This window comes from Microbispora corallina, from assembly GCF_016863035.1.
In the GTDB taxonomy this organism is placed as follows: domain Bacteria; phylum Actinomycetota; class Actinomycetes; order Streptosporangiales; family Streptosporangiaceae; genus Microbispora; species Microbispora corallina.
In genome coordinates this window covers 84,952-102,904 of the sequence record NZ_BOOC01000005.1, presented here as the reverse complement: position 1 = coordinate 102,904, position 17,953 = coordinate 84,952, and the positions used below count along the sequence as shown (strand labels likewise).

Sequence of the window (17,953 nt, the reverse complement as noted above, 5' to 3'; positions counted from 1 at the left end):
GAGGTGGCCGGCGGGCGCACGGACACGGGCACTCCTTCTCTCGGCGGCTCGGAGCTACTTAGGCGACCCTAACCTGACATGCTCCGCGACTCCCGCACCGGGTGGATCTCGCCCGGCGTCCACGGCCGTGATTCCCGGGACGTCACGCTGCCGCGCGGGAGGTGACCTCCTGCCCGCCGAACGCCGCGGACCCCGCGGGACCCCGCGGGATCTCACCTCTTGACGAGAGCCGTGGTGCGTCCTACTTTCTTCACAAGTAAATTTAGCGAGAAAGAAAGTCGGGATGCCGGTGAGCGAACGGGCCGCGCAGGGGCGGGACCTGTCCCGGACGGCGATACTCGCGACGCTCGGGCAGGCGGGTCCGCTCAGCCGCTCCGAGCTGGCCAGACGACTCGACCTGAGCCCCGCCACCGTCACCCAGGTGACCCGGCGGCTGATCGAGCAGGGCATGGTGGAGGAGCTCGAGCGGGTCCCGTCCCGCGGAGGCCGGCCCGCCCAGCTGCTCGGCCTCGTGGGCTCGGCGGGCCGGGCCATCGGAGTGAAGATCGCCGCCGACCACGCCGTCGCCGTCGTCGTCCGGCTCGACGGGGAGCTTCTGGAGGAGCGTGAGATCCCGCTGGACGCGGGCGCGCCCGACTGCCTCGACCGGGTCGCCGCACTGCTGCGGCCGCTGGCGTCGGACGGGCCGCGGCTGCTCGGGGTCGGCGTCGGGGTGGCGGGCGTCGTCGACAGTCCGGACAGCGGCGTCGTCCAGGCGCCCACCCTGGGCTGGACGGCCGCGCCGGTCGGGCCGCGCCTGCGCGCGTCGCTGGAGCTGCCCGTCCTCGTGGACAACGACGTCAACACGCTGGCCGTCGCCGAGCGCCTGTACGGGCGGGGACGGTCCCACCGCGACTTCCTCGTGGTCACCATAGGGCGGGGCGTCGGCCTGGCGATCGTGGTGGACGGCGGGCTGCTGCGCGGGGCCCACGGCGGGGCCGGGGAGTTCGGCCACCTGCCGGTGGCGGCCGATGGGCCGCGCTGCGCCTGCGGCAACACAGGCTGCCTGGAGGCGGTCATCGGCGAGCGGGGGCTGCTCGACGCGGCCCGGGCCCGGGGGCTCGGTGAGCCGGACGGCGAGATCCTCCGCGAGGCGGGCGGCGTGCTCGGCCGGGCCGTCGCCGGGCTCGTGAACATCCTCGACCCGGCCGCCGTCCTCGTCCTCGGCGAGGGCACCCGCGACTGGGAGCGGTGGCTGCCCGGCTTCGGCCCGGCGTTCCGCGCCCACCTGTTCCGCTCCCACCCGTACGTGCCGGTCGAGGTGGACCCCTGGGACGACTCCCGCTGGGCCCAGGGCGCGGCGGCGCTCGTGCTCGGCACGCCGTTCGACGTCGCCCCCGGCACGGGGGAGCAGGGCGAGCTGGTCCTCGCCCGCCTCGAAGGGCAGGAGCCGTGAGCGAGACGACCTCCCCCGCGCGCGCCCTCGACGAGCCGGCCGCCGCCGGCCGGGCGCGCCCCGCGGCCGCGGTCCGGGCCGCGGGACGGCGCACGGCCGGGGCGCGGCTGCGCAAGGCCGGGACCGTGGTGCTGTTCCTGGCGCCGAGCGCCGTGCCGCTGGTGCTGTTCACGCTGGTCCCGATGGTCGGCTCGCTCTGGGTGAGCCTGCACGAGTGGAACCTGATCGGCGCCATGCGCTGGGTGGGCCTCGGCAACTACGCGGCGCTGCTGCGCGACGGCGACGCCTGGCGGGCGCTCGGCAACACCGTGCTCTACATCGCCGGCTACCTCCCGCTCGTGTACGTGGGCGGGCTCGGCCTGGCGCTCGCGCTGAACCGGGTGACCCGCGGCAGGGACCTGTTCCGCGGCGTGTACTTCCTGCCGGTCGTGACGAGCTGGGTGGTCGTCGCCCTCATCTGGAAGTGGCTGCTCAACCCGTCCGAGGGGATCGTCAACAAGATCCTCGCCCTCCTGGGGATCGACGGGCCGGGATGGTGGACCTCCGACACGTGGGCCCTGCCCTCGGTGATCATCGCGTCGGCCTGGAAGGACCTGGGCTTCGTGATGGTGATCCTGCTCGCCGGGCTGCAGGCCGTGCCGGGCGACGTCCTGGAGGCCGCCCGGGTCGACGGCGCCGGCGCGTGGCGGCGGTTCCGGCACATCGTCCTGCCCCTGCTGTCGCCCTCGACGTTCTTCGTCCTGGTGATCTCGTGCATCAGCGGCTTCCAGGTCTTCGACCAGGTCTACGTGATGACCTCGGGGGGCCCGGCCGCGGCCGCCTCCGAGGTGGCGGTGGAGCGGGTGTACGACCTGACCTTCCGCTACGGCCGGGTCGGCGACGCCTCGGCCCTGTCGTGGGTCCTGTTCCTCGTCATCCTCCTGGTCACGGTGGTCCAGGTGCGGCTTCAGCGCAGGTGGGTCGACTATGGGTAACCGTCTCCTCTACGCCGCCCTGGTCGTCGCGGGGCTGGTCACGCTGGCACCGTTCGGCTGGACGCTGCTGTCCTCGCTGTCCGACGGGGGCGTGCCCGGGTGGCCGCTCGACCCCTCGCTCGGCGCGTACGGCGACCTGCTGCGGGCGATCCCGTTCTGGCGGGTGCTGCTGAACAGCGTGGTGGTCGCGGCGGTGTCCACCGGCCTGCAGGTCCTCACCAGCTCGATGGCGGCGTACGGCTTCGCCCGGCTCGACTTCCCTCTCAAGGACGCGGTCTTCGTGGTCTACCTGGCCACGCTGATGGTGCCCATGCAGGTGCTGGTCGTGCCGCTGTTCATCGAGATGCGGACCTTCGACCTCGTCGACACCTACGCCGGGCTGCTCGCCCCCACGGTCGCGTCGGCGTTCGGGGTGTTCTTCCTGCGCCAGGCCGTGCGGCAGGTGCCCAGGGAGCTGGACGAGGCCGCGGTCATGGACGGCGCGGGGCACGTCCGGGTGTTCGCCTCGGTGGTGCTGCCGCTCATCCGTCCCGCCCTGGCGACCTTCACGATCTTCGCGTTCATGGCGAGCTGGAACGCCTTCCTCTGGCCGCTGGTCATCCTGCGGTCCCCCGAGTTCATGACGCTCCCACTGGGACTGGCCACCCTGCAGGGCCAGTTCACCACCCGGTGGGACGTGGTCATGGCCGGATCGGTGGTCAGCGTGCTGCCGATCCTCGTGGTGTACGTGCTCGCCCAGCGGCACGTCATCGCCAGCGTCGCGCGAACCGGTCTCAAGTGACCGGCGCGGCGAGTCCCACCCCCCCGTTTCGTCAGGAGGACCCATGTCCCGAGGTCTGAAGGCCCTTTCGGCCTTCGCGCTGGTCGCGGTGCTCGCGGCCGGATGCGCCAAGGGATCGGCCACCCGGGAGTCCGCTCCCGAGGGCACGTCGAACATCAAGTACTTCACCTTCTCCGCGGCGCCCGACCACCTCGCGGACCTCGACAAGATCGTCAAGGCGTTCGAGGCGGCCAACCCGTCCATCACGGTCACCGTGGAGACGGCGCCCTTCACCGACTACTTCACCAAGCTCCAGACCGCGATCGCGGGCCAGACGGCTCCGGACGCGTTCGAGCTGAACTACGAGAACTTCGTGTCGTACGCCGACGCGGGCGCGCTGCGCGATCTCGGCGACCAGACGGCCGGGGACGACCTGTCCGCCTACGCCCCCCGGTCCCTGCAGACGTTCGGGCGGAACGGCAAGCAGTACGCCCTGCCCGAGTCGTACTCGGCCGTCCTGCTCTTCTACAACAAGGACCTGTTCGACAAGGCCAAGCTCGCCTACCCGACGGCCGACTGGACGTGGGACGACGAGCTGGCCGCGGCCAGGAAGCTGACCGGAGGGGAGGTCTACGGCGACTTCCAGCCCGTGCAGTTCTTCGAGTTCTACAAGGCGCTCGCGCAGGCCGGCGGCTCGTTCTTCGGCCCGGACGGCAAGCAGGCGGCGTTCAACGGCCCGCAGGGCGTGGCGGCGGCCGAGTTCCTGCTGGCCAAGCCCGGCAAGGTCATGCCGACCGTGGCCCAGATCGGCGGAACGCCCGACTACGACACGAACCTGTTCAAGAAGGGCAGGCTCGCCATGTGGCACAACGGGGTCTGGCAGTTCGCCGGTCTCAAGGACGTGCCCTTCGGCTGGGACGTGGTGGTGGAGCCGGCATCGACCAAGGCCAGCGCGGTCTTCCAGAACGCGGTCGCCGTCTCCGCGACGACGAAGAACGCCGCCGCCGCGTACAAGTGGCTGCGCTTCCTGACCTCCTCGGAAGTGGCCGCCACCACGCGGGTCGCCTCGTCCTGGGAGCTGCCGCCGCTCGCCGACGCGAAGGCTTACGCCGGGTACTTCGAGCAGACCCCGCCGGCCAACCGCAAGGCCGTCCTGGACGCCGTCGCATCGGCCACGGCCGAGCCCGTCATCGCGCGCCAGCAGGAGTTGCAGGACATCGTCACCAAGGCGCTGGAGCAGGCCGCCGCCGGCAAGGCGCCGGTCCAGAAGGCGCTCGACGACGCGGCCGCGAAGGTGAACGAGCTGACCAAGTCCGGGTGACCGGGCCGCCCGGAACGCCACGACCGCCGCGTGCGTGACCGGGGCCCGCGACCTGCATTCGCGGGCCCCGGCCACCACCCGTTTCGTCAGGAGACCTGACCCCTTGAGTGTAGTGATCGATTCCTCCCGGATGCGCGATCTGGCGGCCCGTGCCGTGGAACTGATCGCCCGCCACCAGCATCCGTCCGGGGCCTACCCGGCCGCCCCGTCGTACCCGGTGTACCGGTACTCGTGGTTCCGGGACGGCGCGTTCATCGCGGAGGGAGCGTCGCGGGGCGGCGACCCCGGGGGCGCCGCCCGCTTCCACGACTGGTGCGCCGGGGTCCTGCTCGCCCGCGCCGACCGCGTCTCCGCCCTCGTCTCCCGCCCCCGTACGGCTCCCGCCCCGCGCCACGACGAGTTCCTGCCCACCCGGTACACGCTGGACGGCCGCGAGGACCACACCGACGGCTGGTGGAACTTCCAGCTCGACGGCTACGGCACCTGGCTGTGGGCGCTGTCGGAGCACGTGAGGCGGCACGGCGCCGACCCCTCCCGGTACGCCGAGGCCGTCGCCCTCGTCGTCCGCTATCTCGCCAGATTTCATGACACGCCGTGCTACGACTGGTGGGAGGAGCACCCCGACCAGGTCCACGTGGCGACGCTCGGCGCGATCTTCGGCGGCCTCGGCGGCGCGCTCTCCCTGGGCGTGCTGTCTCCGGAGGACGAGGAGACGGCCCTGGCCGCCCGGCGGTCCGTCCGGGCGCTCGTCGACGCCCGGGGCCGGCTTCCCGGCGGCTCGCTGGCCAAGTGGCTCGGCTCCGGCAGCGTGGACGGCTCGCTCCTCGCGTGCCTGGTGCCGTTCGGGCTCGACGAGCCGGGGAGCGAGGCGGGCCTGGCCACGGTGGCGGCCGTGGAGCGGGACCTGGTACGCGGCCACGGCGTCCACCGCTACCGGGAGGACACCTTCTACGGCGGGGGCCGCTGGCCGGTGCTGGCGGCGCTCCTGGGCTGGGTCCACGCGAGGACCGGCCGGCAGGCGGACGCCCTGGCCCAGCTCGCCTGGATCGCCTCGACCGCCGACGCCGCCGGCGAGCTGCCGGAGCAGGTCGGCGACCCCCTGCTGCGGCCCGACCGCCGGGACGAGTGGGTACGCCGCTGGGGCGAGGTGGCCCGGCCGCTGCTCTGGTCGCACGGCATGTTCCTCATCCTCGCCGACGAGCTGGGGGTGGCCCGGTGATCCGGCACCGCCCGTACGGCTCGGGGCACGCGTACGCCACGACGAACGACCAGCGGGTGCCGGTGCTGCCCCTCGCCGGCGCGCCGGTCGAGCTGCGGGTGCGCGCCTCGGAGCGGGTGAGCGGGGTCGTGGCCGAGTGGGACGACGGGACGGACGTCGTCGTGCTCCCGCTCACGCCCTGGGACCCGGCCTCCGAGCCGGATCCGCCGTCCACCGGGGACGGCCACCTGGCCGCGGCGCAGGAGCGCGCCCTCGGCGGCGGGCCGTCCTGGCGGACGACGACGCCGCCTCTCGCGGCGGGCCGCCGCCACCGCTACCGGTTCCGCACGACCGGGGGCCCGGAGCGGGCCACGCGGTGGTTCGAGGTGTGCGCCGGGCAGTGGCGGCCGGACGGCGGCAGGCTCGTGGTCGACGGGCGGGACCTCGTCGTGCCGGGCTCGGTGGAGTGGCTGGTCTCCCCGGACGGCGTCCACCGGGTCCGTTTCGCGCTGCCGCTCGCGCCCGGCGAGCACGTCGTCGGGTTCGGCGAGCGGTTCGACCGGGTGGACCAGCGCGGTCACGCCCTCGACGCCGTGGTCTTCGAGCAGTACAAGGACCAGGGCGCCACCGGCAGGACGTACCTGCCCATGCCGTTCGCGACGGTCGTCGGCGGCGACGGCTGGGGGTTCCACGTCCGCACGAGCCGGCGGACCTGGTTCGACGTGGGGGCGACCACCCCCGACCGGCTCGTGGTGGAGGCCGAGACCGGCCCGGAGGGACGGATCGAGCTGGCCGTCTACGACGGCGCGCCCGCGAAGGTGCTCGACGCGTTCCTCGGCGAGGCGGGCCGTCCGGAGGAGCTGCCCGCGTGGGTGTTCCGCCTCTGGGCGAGCGGCAACGAGTGGAACACCCAGGAGCGGGTGCTCGCCGAGATGGACCGCCACCGCGACGAGGACGTGCCCGTCGGCGTCGTGGTGATCGAGGCGTGGAGCGACGAGTCGACGTTCGTCGCGTTCCGGGACGCGCGCTACGAGGTCCACGAGGACGGGTCGCCGCACCGGCTCGCCGACTTCGCCTTCCCGCCCGACGGCGCCTGGCCCGACCCGAAGGGCATGGTGGACGACCTGCACGCGCGGGGGGTCAGGGTGCTGCTGTGGCAGATCCCGTTGCAGAGGACGCGCCCCTACCCCCAGGGCCAGGCGCGGGCCGACGTCCGGGTCATGGTCGAGAAGGGGTACGGGGTGAGGGAGGCGGACGGCCGGCCGTACCGGAACCGCGGGTGGTGGTTCCCGCTCGCGCTCCTGCCGGACTTCACCGACCCCGAGGCCCGGGAGTGGTGGCTGGCCAAGCGCCGCTACCTCGTCGACGAGGTAGGGATCGACGGCTTCAAGACCGACGGCGGCGAGCACGCCTGGGGCAGCGACCTGCGCCACGCCGACGGCACCCGGGGCGACGAGGGGAACAACCTCGTCCCGGTCCGGTACGCCGCGGCCTTCGGCGACCTGCTGCGGGCGTGCGGCAGACCGCCGGTGACGTTCTCCCGGGCCGGGTTCACCGGCTCGCAGGCCCACGGCTGCTTCTGGGCGGGCGACGAGAACTCGACGTGGGAGGCGTTCCGCCACTCCGTCACCGCCGGCATCACGGCGTCGGCCTGCGGCGTCCTCTACTGGGGCTGGGACCTGGCCGGGTTCTCCGGCGACGTCCCGGAGGCCGAGCTCTACCTGCGGGCGGCGGCCATGGCCTGCTTCGCGCCGATCATGCAGTACCACTCGGAGTTCAACCACCACAGGCGGCCGCCGCGCGACCGCACGCCCTGGAACATCGCCGCCAGGACCGGCGACGACCGGGTGCTGCCGGTGTTCCGCTCCCTGGCCCACCTGCGGGAACGGCTCGTGCCCTACCTGGCGGAGCAGGCGCGCGACGGCCTCCCGCTGATGCGCGGGCTCTTCTTCGCCTGGCCGGACGACCCGCGGATCTGGGACCGGCCCCGCCAGTACCTCCTGGGCGACGCGCTGCTCGTCCACCCGGTCACCGAGCCGGGGGCGCGGACCTGGGAGACGTACCTGCCGGCCGGCGGCTGGGTGGACGTGTGGTCGGGGACGCGGCACGAGGGCGGCGGGGTGGTGTCCCGGGACGTGCCCGTCGACGTGATCCCGGTCTACTGCCGCGAGGACCGCTGGCCGTCCCTGCGGGAGGTGTTCCACCCGGGGTCGTAGGCCGCCCGCCCGCGGCGGAGAGCGAGAATGGGCAGGTGAGCAGCCGTGTCCGCGCCGCGATCCGGGTGGAGGGCATCGTGCAGGGGGTCGGGTTCCGGCCCTACGTGTACGGCCTGGCCACCGGCCTCGGGCTGGACGGGCTGGTCGGCAACGACGAGCGCGGCGTGTTCATCGAGGTCGAGGGCGGACCGGGGCCGGTCAGGGAGTTCCTGGCCGCGCTCCGGGACCGCCCGCCCCCGCTCGCGGTGATCGAGCGCATCAGCGCGGGCGCGCTCCCGGCCACGGGCGAGACCGGGTTCGTCATCGCGCGCAGCGCCACCGGCGGCGACCGCCGGGCGCTCGTCCCGCCCGACGTCGCCACCTGCGACGACTGCCTGCGCGAGATGGACGACCCGGCCGACCGGCGGTACCGGTACGCCTTCACCAACTGCACCAACTGCGGCCCCCGGTTCACGATCGTCCGGGACGTGCCGTACGACCGGCCGAACACCACCATGGCCGGCTTCGCCATGTGCGCGGACTGCGCCCGGGAGTACCACGACCCGGCCGACCGGCGCTTCCACGCCCAGCCCGTGTGCTGCCCGGCCTGCGGCCCGCGGCTCCGGCTGGTGGACGGCGACGGGCGCGAGGCGCCGGGGGACCCCGTCGCCCTGGCCGCCGAGCGGCTCCTCGCCGCGCAGGTGCTCGCGGTCAAGGGCCTCGGCGGCTACCACCTCGCCGCCGTGGCGGGCAGCGAGCAGGCGGTGGCGGCCCTGCGGTCGCGCAAGCACCGGGAGGACAAGCCGTTCGCCGTGATGGCGGCCGACCTCGCCCAGGCGGGCCGCCTCTGCGAGGTCGGGGAGGCCGCCGCGGAGCTGCTGACGGGCCGCGAACGGCCCATCGTGCTGCTCGTGCGGCGGGCGGACGCCGAGGTGGCGCCCTCGGCCGCCCCGGGGAACCGCCGGCTCGGCGTGATGCTGCCGTACACGCCGCTGCACCACCTGCTGCTCCGGGCGCTCGGCCGTCCGGTTGTCCTGACCAGCGGGAACGTCTCCGACGAGCCGATCGCCTACCGCGACGACGAGGCGGTCGAGCGATTGGGCGGCATCGCCGACGCCTTCCTCACCCACGACCGTCCGATCCACACGCGCACCGACGACTCGGTGATCCGCCTGTTCCGGGGCCGGGCGGTGCCCGTACGGCGGTCCCGGGGGTACGTGCCCCACCCGCTGCCGCTCGCCTGGGAGTGCCCCCGGCCGGTGCTCGCCTGCGGCGCCGAGCTGAAGAACACGTTCTGCCTGGCGAAGGGGTCGCACGCGTTCGTCTCCCACCACATCGGCGACCTGGAGAACTACGAGACCTCGCGGTCGTTCACCGAGGGTGTGGAGCACTTCGCCCGGCTGTTCGACGTGGTCCCCGAGGTGGTGGCGCACGACCTGCACCCGGAGTACCTGTCCACCAAGTACGCCTTGGAGCGGGCGGACGCCGACCTCGTGGGCGTCCAGCACCACCACGCGCACGTGGCGTCCTGCCTGGCCGACAACGGCGTGGCCGGACCGGTGATCGGCGTGGCCTTCGACGGGCTCGGCTACGGGACCGACGGCACGCTGTGGGGCGGCGAGTTCCTCGTGGCCGGACTGACCGGGTTCGAGCGGGCCGGCCATCTCGCGACGGTCCCGATGCCGGGAGGCGCCGCGGCCATCAGGGAGCCGTGGCGGATGGCCGCCGCGTACCTCGACCTCGCGTTCGATGGCGACATCCCCGCCGGGCTCGGCGTCGTCCGGCGCAACGCCGCCCGCTGGGACGCCGTGGTGGCGCTCGCGCGCAGGGGCGTCAGCGCCCCCCGGACGTCGAGCGTGGGCCGCCTGTTCGACGCCGTCGCCGCGATCCTGGGGGTGCGCGACGCGATCACCTACGAGGGCCAGGCCGCGGTCGAGCTCGAACAACGGGCCGACCCCGCCGAACGCGGCGGCTACCCCTGCCCCCTGACCCCTGGAGAGAGGGACCCCGCTCAGCCGTCCGGGCCGCCGTTCGCCGTGCCGGGGGCGGTGCTGGTGCGGGCCGTCGTCGACGACCTGCGCACGGGAGCGGACCCCTCCGTCGTCGCCGCCCGCTTCCACAACGCGGTCGCCGGGCTCGTCGCGGACGGCTGCGACCGCGTCCGGGCGGCCACCGGCCTGTGCGCGGTCGCCCTGTCGGGAGGCGTCTTCCAGAACCTGCTGCTGCTGGACCGCGCCGCCGGGCTGCTGGAGAGGCGGGGCTTCCACGTGCTCCTGCACCACCGCGTCCCGCCGAACGACGGCGGCGTCAGCCTCGGCCAGGCCGCCGTCGCCGCCGCCCTCGACCGGGAGCGCCGCTGAGCCGTGTCCGATCAGGTTGTGAGCACGATCGCCCCGACCGACCGGCGTTCCTGGAGCTCACGATGCGCGTCAGCGGCTCGCTCCAACGGCAGCCGCGCGTGGATCCGTGGTGTCACGACTCCCTGAGCCGCCGCCGCGAGCGCCTGTTCGGCATCGTCGCGTTGTTCGGCGTCGGTCGTGCGGAAGAGTATGCCCAGCGGGCCCGACACCGTCAGACCGCGTCTGCCGACGGTCTGGGCGTCCAGCACCGGCCACTCGCCGGACGCGAAGCCGTATAGGCCGAAGCGGCCACCCCCGTCGGCGGTCGCGGCCAGGGCGCGTGCGGCGGTCTCGCCGCCGACGGCGTCCAGCACCAGGTCCGCCCCGCGCCCGCCGGTCAGTTCGCGTACCTGGTCCGGCCAGTCGGCGGCGGTGTAGTCGATCGCGTGATCGGCGCCGAACTCGGCCACGGCGCTCAGCTTCTCGCGGCCGGCCGCGCCGAGGACCCGCGCGCCCGCCGCCTTTGCCGTCTGCACCAGCAGCGATCCGATCCGCCCCGCCGCGGCGGTGACCAGGACGGTGTCCTCGCCGCTGAGCCGCATGACGCGCAGCAGGCCACGGGCCATCGCGCCGGCCTGGAACACGGTCAGGGCGACATCGAGTGCCAGCCCGTCCGGCACCGGGAACGTGTACGCGGCCGGGGCCACCGCGCGTTCTGCGTAGCCACCGGCCTGCCCGACCGTGGTGGCGACCACCGTCCTGCCGAGCAGCGCATCGTCCGCGTCCGGGCCTACCGCGACGACCTGTCCGCCGACCTCGATACCGGGGATCCACGGCAGCGGCATCGGGTGGCGGCCCGATCGGACGATCACGTCGCCGTAGGCGACTCCCGACATGCGCACGTCCACCAACACCTGACCCGCTGCCGGCTCCGGGTCGGCGACCGTGTCGACGGCCAGCACATCCGGTTCGCCGAATCGAGTCACCCTGACGGCCCGCATGACCACGTCCCTTCGATTGACATCATGCTTGAAGCGAGACAGTGTGTCCCGTTCAGAACGACGTGTTCAGTCTCCGAACGGTGCGGGCCGCCGCACAAGGATCAGATCGCCGAGGATGTCCCGCCCCGGACAAGGAGCCGAAAATGTCTCAGCCGAACGTGCGCGTCCGCCGCACTCGCGCACTGCTGCGCGAGGCGCTGGTCGAACTGATCGAGGACCGTGGGTTCGAGCGGGTCACCGTCGGCGAGCTCACCTCCCGTGCGATGGTCAGCCGAGCCGCGTTCTACCGCAACTACCGCGACAAGTACGAGCTGGTCGAGCAGATCTTCGACGAGGCGATGGCCGAGATGACCGCCGACGACGAGGCCGACCCCCGATCGCCCGCCCGGCGTTGGGCCGATTTCCTGGGTCACATCGACGCCTACCATCGGCTCTACGGGGCGCTTCTCGGACGCAAAGGCAGCCCGTGGTTCGCCGACCGGATGCGTGCGGCGCTCGCCGCGATGTCGAGCGGACACCTGCCCGGTCGTGATCCCGATTCGCTGGTCCCCAGCGTCATCTCGGCGATGATGGTGCAATCCATCCTCTGGTGGCTCGAACACGACCGGCCATGTGCGTCCGATGAGATCGCCGAGCGGTCCTCGCGGCTGATCCGCGCGGTGATCGAGGTGGCCGCCGACACCGGTACCGGCTAGACCGCGCGCAGGGCGTCCGTGGGAGGCAGCCCGGCCGCGCGGACGGCCGGGTAGAGGCCGGCCAGCGCCCCGACGGCCAGGGCGGCGCCCAGGCCCAGCCCCGCGGCTCCGGGCGGGACGACGGCCGGCCAGCCCCGCTGGAGCGCGGTCAGGTACGTGATGAGCACCCCCAGTGCCGTACCGGTCAGTCCGCCGAGCGTCGCCAGGACGAGCGACTCGACGAGGAACTGCCCGGCGATGTGCGGGCGGGTGGCGCCCAGCGCGCGGCGCAGGCCGATCTCGGCGCGGCGTTCCAGGACCGAGATGACCATCACGTTGGCGATGCCGACGCCGCCGACGAGCAGGGCGACGGCGCCGAGGCCGAGGAACAGGGAGGTGCCAGAGTCGGCGACGAGCAGCCGCGAGGTCAGCGTGTCGGAGGGACGGCTGACCTGCACGGCGGGCGGCTCGGCCGGGTTGACGGCGCGGGCGAGCAGGTCCACGGTCTGCGCGACGCGCGCCGTGTCGGCCCGGATGTACAGGCGGGTGGGGTGGCCGTCGTAACCGAAGACGTCGCGGGCGGCGGGCAGGCCGATCAGCGCGGCCCGGTCGAGCTCCGGGGCCAGCTCGAAAGGGGCGAGGATGCCCGCGACCACGAACCAGTGGCCGGAGATCCGGACGCGGATGCCCGGGCCCGGCCGGACGACCCCGAGCTGGACGGCGGCCTGGTGGCCGAGGACGGCGACCGGGTAGCGGGCGGTGGCGGCGCTGAGGAAGACGCCCGCGGCCAGGTGACCGTCGAGGGTGGTGAGCAGGTCCTCGTCGGTGGCGCGGACGTCCAGCCCGCCGGTCTGTGTGTGCGGGATCCTGTCGGACCGGTAGACGTGAACCTGCGTGAGCACGGCCGTGACGGCGACGCGCTCGACCCCGTCGGTGCGTGCGACGCCGAGGCCGGCGGTGGCCGGCAGCGGGACCTCGTCGCCCATGCTCTGCCCGGCGGTCACGGTGAGCAGGTTCGTGCCCAGCCGGTCGATGCGGGTCAGCAGTTCGGACTGGCTCGAGCGGGTGATGCCGAGCACGGCGACGATGGCGGCGATGCCGATGGCGATCCCCAGTGTGGACAGCGCGGTGCGGACGCGGCGGCCGCGCAGGCCCACGGTCGCCAGCGGAAGCAGGTCGGCGGGCCGCAGCCGGGAGCCGGGGCCGCTCCGGGCGTCGGGGCCGCTCCGGGCGTCGGGCGGGGCGCTCACAGGGCGACCGCCGAGCTGACGCGGCCGTCGCGGATCTCGACCTGGCGTCCGCAGGCGGCCGCGACGGCGAGGTCGTGGGTGATGACGAGCATGGTCACCCCGTCGGTGTTGAGGTCGGTGAGCAGCCGGAGGATCTGCCCGCCGGTGACGGTGTCGAGGTTGCCGGTGGGTTCGTCGGCGAGCACCAGGGCGGGCCGTCCGACGAGGGCGCGGGCGATGGCGACGCGCTGCTGCTCGCCGCCCGACAGCGTCCGCGCCGGTTGGTGGGCGCGGTGGGCCAGCCCGACGCGTTCCAGGGCGGTCAGGGCGGCCGCGCGGCGCCGGCGCCGCGGCAGGCCGCGGTAGAGCAGGCCGGTCGCCACGTTCTCGGTGGCGGTGAGGTGGTCGAGGAGGTGGAAGCGCTGGAAGACCACGCCCAGCAGGTGCGCCCGCAGGCCCGAGAGGCGGCGGTCGCCGGAGCTCTCGATGGCGTGCCCCGCCAGGTGGATCGTGCCGCTCGTGGGCCGGTCCAGCCCCGCGGCGAGGTTGAGCAGCGTGGTCTTGCCCGACCCGGACGGACCGACGACCGCGACCATCTCCCCCGCGCGCACGCTCAGATCGACCTCGCGCAGCGACGTGACGGGCGGGGTGCCGGGATAGGTCTTCGACACCGCGTGGAAGGACAGCACGACGTCGTCGCTCATGACGCGGGCACCTCCACCTGCGCGCCGTCGGGCATGTCGCCGGTGATCTCGACCGTGCCGCCCTCCTCGTCGAACAGCCCGGGCTCGACGGGCACGAGCCGGCGGGAGCCGGGCGCGGTGAGCGCGACCTGGTAGCCGCCGCCGGGGCGGGGCAGCAGCGCGGTGACCGGGACGGTGAGCACGTTCTTGTGCCGGGCGGTGACGACGGAGACCTGGACGGGGGCGAGGTCCAGGCCGGCGACGGCGCGGCCCGGCCGGGTGAGCGTGATCGTGACGGGAACGGTCGCCAGGCCGGTGTCCTGGGCGGTGGCGACCCTGCCCACCGTGCGGACGCGGCCGCGCAGCGTGGTCTCGCCGTCCGGGAGGGTGACCCGGACCTGGTCGCCGGGGTGCAGCTGGCCCAGCCGGTCGGTGGTCAGCGGCACCTGTACGACCCGGGTGGCCGAGTTGGCGGTGAGCATGCGCGTGCCCGGCCCGGCCGGCGTGCCCGCCTCGGCCGCGACCGTGCGGATCCGGACGCGGCCGGGCAGGAAGACCACGCTTCCGAGGTCCAGCCGGCCCGTCTGGGGCCGGCCCAGCTTGCGCTGCCAGCGCCGTACGGCGGCGGCGGTGGCCCCGGAGAAGTGGTCGTCCACAGTGACGGCGTGGCCGGGGTCCATGCCGAGGGCCACGAGATTGGCCTCCAGCCGGCGGACGTCGCGCCCGTCGCTCATTCCCCAGAAGAAGTCGCGGTGGGCGGGCACGGATCCGTACAGCAGGGTGGCGGGGGCGCCGTCGACGGCGAACAGCCGGGCGCCGCGCCCCAGGACGGCGCCCGGCCGGGGCACGGCGGTGACGATCCCGGGGGCCAGCTCGCCGACCACGGAGTAGGTGCGGTCGAAGCCGAGCACGCCGGGAAGCTGGATCGTGGAGACGACGTCGGCGCGGCGGACGGGGGCCGAGGCCACGGCCACCTGCGGCGTGGGGGCCGGCTGCGGGGAGGCCGCGCATCCGGCGGCCAGCAGCGCGACGAGCGCCGCGCCCGTGATGGGGGTTGTCTTCATGATCTTCATGAGAACGGGAACTCCACGGCGTACTCGGTGCAGGCGTCGAAGGCGGCTCTCATGGCCGGGCCCTTGACCTGTGGCTGCAGGGGCGTCCCCCTGACCGGGAACGTGCCGTTCGAGCTGGGGTCGGGAAAGTCCGGCAGGCCGTGCTTGCGCACGCAGTCGGCGAACTTCCGTCCCCTGTCCATCTCCGCGGCGGTGGGCGGCTTGGGCCGCTGGTGCTGGTCGGGTATCTGCCGGTAGATGGCCTCGCATTCAGGGATGTTCCGGACGGCTTTCATCTCCTCCAGCTGAGGCTGGCCGCTCTGAGCCGGGACCTCGAACCTGATCCGTCCCCCGGCCAGCGTGGGGTCGGGGATCCGGTGCCCGTGGGCGCGGGCGCACGCGACGAACCGCAGGGCGATCTGCATGGCGTCGGCCGACGGGGTGGCGCCCGGCGAGGTGGCGGCGGCGGTGGTCGCCGCGGGCGGCGACGAGGAGCAGGCGGCGAGCGCGAGGGCCAGGGCGGCCAGGGCGGCACCGGTTCTTGTCAGTGGCATGCCATGAGGCTGGCCCCGAAGAGCCGTCCCGCGCGTCCGGCGGCCGACGGAGGTCGTCGTCTGTCTCACGACAGATGCCGGGCTTATCGTCCGGTCCCTACCCTGATGGCGTGATCGCCATCCGACGGCTGTTGTTCGACGGCGGCGTGGTCGCCGTCGTGGTCGTGGCGGGCCTCCTGATGGGCGCCGACGCGCTTCTCATGGGCCCGGATCCGATTGAGCGGCTCCTGAAGCAGTTCGGGACGGAGGAGAACTGGCGGCACCAGGTTCTGTGGTGGTGGCTGGCGCTGCCCCCCACGGCCGCGGCCGTTTTCGTCCGGCACCGGCGCCCGATCACGGCCTTCGCGCTGGCGGCGCTGGGATCGTTCGCACACGTGCGGAGCCCGGGGCTGCCGCACCTGCACGCCGACCTGGTGGCCGCGTTCATCCTGTACGGCGTGGCGGCCAGGGCGGCCGATCGGCGCGTGTCGCTGGCGGTGCTGTCCGCCGCCGAGGCCGGCGTCTACGTCCTCGCCCTGACCGCCATGAGTGGACTGTTCGCGGGCAGGTTCAGCAAGTACACCCTCGTGGAACCTCCGGGGCCTTTCCCGTTTCTGCAGCAGGACGACGTGCTGCTGACGGCCGCCTCCCAGGCGCTGGTGCCCGCACTGCTGCTGGCCGTCGCCTGGACGGCGGGCGACCGCGCCCGCACCCACCAGGCCCACCTGGCGACCCTCCGCGAGCGTGCGGCCGATCTGGCGCGGGAGCAGGAGCAGCGGACGGCGCTCGCGGTGGCCGCCGAGCGCGGCCGCATCGCCAGGGAACTGCACGACGTCGTCGCGCACGGCCTGTCCGTGATGGTGGTCCAGGCCCAGGGCGGCCGTGCCGCGCTGGACCGCCACCCCGAACGGACCGGGGCGGCCCTGGACAGCGTCGTCACCACCGGCAGGGCGTCCCTGGCCGAGATGCGCCGTCTGCTCAGCCTCGTCCGGCAGGACCTCGGCGCCGACGATCCCGCCCGCGCCCCGCAGCCCGGCCTGGCCGCGCTTCCGGAGCTCGTCGACCGGGTCAGGGCGGGCGGCACTCCGGTGGCCTTCACCGTGGTGGGGGAGCCGCTCACGTTGCCGGCGGCGGTGGAGCTGTCGGCGTACCGGATCGTCCAGGAGGCGCTGACCAACAGCATCAAGCACGCGGGACCGGGCAGCCGGTGCGCCGTGGACCTCGAGTTCGCCCACGGCGAGCTGCGCATCCGCGTCCGGGACAGCGGCGGCCCCGGCCTCGATGTCACGGCGCCGAAGGCCGCGCCGGGGAACGGGCTGCGCGGGATCGCCGAACGGGTGGCGGCGCTCGGCGGGACCCTGCACGCCGGGCCGTCCGGCGGCGGCTTCGAGCTCAGGACCACGCTTCCCGTGGAGGCCCTGGCGTGACCCGCGTCGTCGTCGCCGACGACCAGGCCCTGGTCCGCACCGGCTTCCGGATGATCCTCGACGAGACCGGGGACATCGAGGTCGTCGGGGAGGCCGGCGACGGCCTGGACGCCCTGGCGGTCATCGCCCGCACCGCCCCCGACGTGGTCCTGATGGACGTCCGGATGCCCGGCATCGACGGGATCGAGGCGACCCGCCGGCTTCGGGCCGCCGCCGGCCCCGGCCGGCCGCCGCACGTGATCATCCTGACCACGTTCGACCTCGACGAGTACGTCTACGCCGGGCTGCGCGCGGGCGCGGCGGGCTTCCTGCTGAAGGACACGCTCGCCGCGGACCTCGTCGGCGCGATCCGCGCCGTGGCGAACGGTCAGAACGTCGCCGCGCCCACCGTCACCCGCCGCCTGATCCGGCACTTCGTGGACGGCTCGCCCACGGTCAGGAACGAGGCGGCCGCGGCGGCGCTGACCGCGCGGGAGCGGGACGTGCTGCTGCTCGTCGCGCAGGGCATGTCGAACCTGGAGATCGCCCATCGCCTCGTCGTCACCGAGGGGACGGTGAAGACCCATGTGAGCCGGCTCCTGGCCAAGCTCGGCCTGCGCGACCGGATCCACGCGGTCATCTACGCCCACCAGAACGGCCTCGTCTGACCGTCGCGGCCGGGGCGCGGCCGCGAGGACGTCAGCCGGCCTGGTCGCCGGCGGGCAGGGTGGGGCTCTCCTCGTCCACGGGACCGGAGGGCTCGACGCCGGTGGAGTCCTCCATGGTGGATCCGCCGTACGGCCGCCTGGACTCGCCCTTCACGCCGGCGGGCTCGCGTCCCGGCTCCCGCTCGGTGGCCGCGATCTCCTCGGCGCTCCTCCCGGGGCTCGTGCCCACCCCCAGCGGCGACCGCGCGGAGGTGTCGGTGGAGGGGACGCCGGTCTCCTCCTCCCGGGACGGCGCCCGTCCGGGGCCGGGCTCCCCGGCGGCCTCCGGCGAGAACGCCCTGTCGCCCGCCCGGCGGGCCTCCTCGCTGCCCTTCTCGACGTCCGGGGAGAACCCGTGCTCGTCCTCCCCCTCGAAACGGCCGGGCCGGTCCGGCTCGCGGGACTCGTTCATGGTCCGACCTCCTTTCCGCGTCGGCCGACGCGGG

Annotated in this window: 16 protein-coding genes; 10 read left to right on the top strand and 6 right to left on the bottom strand. The window is 74.1% G+C overall.

Annotated elements, in window-relative coordinates; translation table 11 throughout:
* The first annotated feature begins 283 nt into the window (after window positions 1-283).
* From Mco01_RS08330 to hypF, 7 genes are all read left to right on the top strand, one after another.
* Window positions 284-1,435, top strand: coding sequence for an ROK family transcriptional regulator (locus tag Mco01_RS08330; RefSeq protein WP_204056307.1), 1,152 nt, complete (start codon window positions 284-286; stop codon window positions 1,433-1,435).
* Complete coding sequence (locus Mco01_RS08325) at window positions 1,432-2,409, top strand: carbohydrate ABC transporter permease (RefSeq protein WP_204056306.1); 978 nt, start codon at window positions 1,432-1,434, stop codon at window positions 2,407-2,409. Before Mco01_RS08330 ends, Mco01_RS08325 begins: the two co-directional genes overlap by 4 nt.
* The gene (locus Mco01_RS08320) at window positions 2,402-3,190 is read left to right on the top strand and encodes a carbohydrate ABC transporter permease (RefSeq protein ID WP_036325702.1); all 789 of its coding nucleotides are present in this window, start codon (window positions 2,402-2,404) and stop codon (window positions 3,188-3,190) included. The genes Mco01_RS08325 and Mco01_RS08320 overlap by 8 nt, the downstream gene beginning before the upstream one ends.
* Before the next feature lie 43 nt (window positions 3,191-3,233).
* A complete protein-coding gene (locus Mco01_RS08315; RefSeq protein WP_204056305.1) occupies window positions 3,234-4,490 on the top strand; it encodes an ABC transporter substrate-binding protein in 1,257 nt (418 codons plus the stop codon).
* A gap of 112 nt (window positions 4,491-4,602) precedes the next feature.
* Entirely contained in the window at window positions 4,603-5,709 is a 1,107-nt protein-coding gene (locus tag Mco01_RS08310) for a glycoside hydrolase family 15 protein (RefSeq protein WP_239103475.1), read from the top strand.
* Complete coding sequence (locus Mco01_RS08305; protein WP_204056303.1) at window positions 5,706-7,904, top strand: glycoside hydrolase family 31 protein; 2,199 nt, start codon at window positions 5,706-5,708, stop codon at window positions 7,902-7,904. The genes Mco01_RS08310 and Mco01_RS08305 overlap by 4 nt, the downstream gene beginning before the upstream one ends.
* Before the next feature lie 35 nt (window positions 7,905-7,939).
* Entirely contained in the window at window positions 7,940-10,243 is a 2,304-nt protein-coding gene (gene hypF, locus Mco01_RS08300; protein WP_204056302.1) for a carbamoyltransferase HypF, read from the top strand.
* Window positions 10,244-10,254: 11 nt separating this feature from the next.
* On the opposite strand, the gene Mco01_RS08295 is transcribed toward hypF, so the two are convergent.
* Window positions 10,255-11,223 carry a zinc-binding dehydrogenase gene (locus tag Mco01_RS08295; RefSeq protein WP_204056301.1) on the bottom strand — a complete coding sequence of 323 codons (969 nt, stop codon included), beginning with the start codon at window positions 11,221-11,223 and terminating at the stop codon, window positions 10,255-10,257.
* A gap of 143 nt (window positions 11,224-11,366) precedes the next feature.
* On the opposite strand from Mco01_RS08295, the gene Mco01_RS08290 reads away from it, so the two are divergent.
* A complete protein-coding gene (locus Mco01_RS08290) occupies window positions 11,367-11,918 on the top strand; it encodes a TetR/AcrR family transcriptional regulator (protein WP_204056300.1) in 552 nt (183 codons plus the stop codon).
* Here the strand turns inward: Mco01_RS08290 and Mco01_RS08285 are convergent.
* From Mco01_RS08285 to Mco01_RS08270, 4 genes are read right to left on the bottom strand one after another with little or no spacing between them, the layout of a single operon-like run.
* Window positions 11,915-13,147 (bottom strand): ABC transporter permease, encoded by a 1,233-nt coding sequence (locus Mco01_RS08285; protein WP_239103435.1) that lies wholly within the window; start codon window positions 13,145-13,147, stop codon window positions 11,915-11,917. The two genes, Mco01_RS08290 and Mco01_RS08285, sit on opposite strands and share 4 nt — an antisense overlap.
* Window positions 13,144-13,830, bottom strand: coding sequence for an ABC transporter ATP-binding protein (locus Mco01_RS08280; protein WP_036325714.1), 687 nt, complete (start codon window positions 13,828-13,830; stop codon window positions 13,144-13,146). The genes Mco01_RS08285 and Mco01_RS08280 overlap by 4 nt, the downstream gene beginning before the upstream one ends.
* Entirely contained in the window at window positions 13,827-14,873 is a 1,047-nt protein-coding gene (locus Mco01_RS08275; protein WP_204056299.1) for a peptidoglycan-binding protein, read from the bottom strand. Before Mco01_RS08275 ends, Mco01_RS08280 begins: the two co-directional genes overlap by 4 nt.
* Window positions 14,874-14,878: 5 nt before the next feature.
* Window positions 14,879-15,415: a hypothetical protein gene (locus Mco01_RS08270; protein ID WP_204056298.1), complete on the bottom strand. Its 537-nt coding sequence runs from the start codon at window positions 15,413-15,415 to the stop codon at window positions 14,879-14,881.
* 110 nt (window positions 15,416-15,525) lie between these two features.
* On the opposite strand from Mco01_RS08270, the gene Mco01_RS08265 reads away from it, so the two are divergent.
* Window positions 15,526-16,821 (top strand): sensor histidine kinase, encoded by a 1,296-nt coding sequence (locus Mco01_RS08265; RefSeq protein WP_204056297.1) that lies wholly within the window; start codon window positions 15,526-15,528, stop codon window positions 16,819-16,821.
* Window positions 16,818-17,468: a response regulator gene (locus Mco01_RS08260; protein ID WP_204056296.1), complete on the top strand. Its 651-nt coding sequence runs from the start codon at window positions 16,818-16,820 to the stop codon at window positions 17,466-17,468. Before Mco01_RS08265 ends, Mco01_RS08260 begins: the two co-directional genes overlap by 4 nt.
* Before the next feature lie 31 nt (window positions 17,469-17,499).
* On the opposite strand, the gene Mco01_RS08255 is transcribed toward Mco01_RS08260, so the two are convergent.
* On the bottom strand, window positions 17,500-17,919 hold the full coding sequence (locus Mco01_RS08255; RefSeq protein WP_204056295.1) for a hypothetical protein: 420 nt from the start codon (window positions 17,917-17,919) through the stop codon (window positions 17,500-17,502).
* Window positions 17,920-17,953 lie beyond the last annotated feature (34 nt).

Coding starts and splice junctions, on each gene's coding strand:
- Mco01_RS08315 (WP_204056305.1), top strand. CDS start 3,234: ATGTCCCGAGGTCTGAAGGCCCTTTCGGCCTTCGCGCTGGTCGCGGTG.
- Mco01_RS08270 (WP_204056298.1), bottom strand. CDS start 15,415: ATGCCACTGACAAGAACCGGTGCCGCCCTGGCCGCCCTGGCCCTCGCG.
- Mco01_RS08280 (WP_036325714.1), bottom strand. CDS start 13,830: ATGAGCGACGACGTCGTGCTGTCCTTCCACGCGGTGTCGAAGACCTAT.
- Mco01_RS08295 (WP_204056301.1), bottom strand. CDS start 11,223: ATGCGGGCCGTCAGGGTGACTCGATTCGGCGAACCGGATGTGCTGGCC.
- Mco01_RS08290 (WP_204056300.1), top strand. CDS start 11,367: ATGTCTCAGCCGAACGTGCGCGTCCGCCGCACTCGCGCACTGCTGCGC.
- Mco01_RS08330 (WP_204056307.1), top strand. CDS start 284: ATGCCGGTGAGCGAACGGGCCGCGCAGGGGCGGGACCTGTCCCGGACG.
- Mco01_RS08275 (WP_204056299.1), bottom strand. CDS start 14,873: ATGAAGACAACCCCCATCACGGGCGCGGCGCTCGTCGCGCTGCTGGCC.
- Mco01_RS08320 (WP_036325702.1), top strand. CDS start 2,402: ATGGGTAACCGTCTCCTCTACGCCGCCCTGGTCGTCGCGGGGCTGGTC.
- Mco01_RS08255 (WP_204056295.1), bottom strand. CDS start 17,919: ATGAACGAGTCCCGCGAGCCGGACCGGCCCGGCCGTTTCGAGGGGGAG.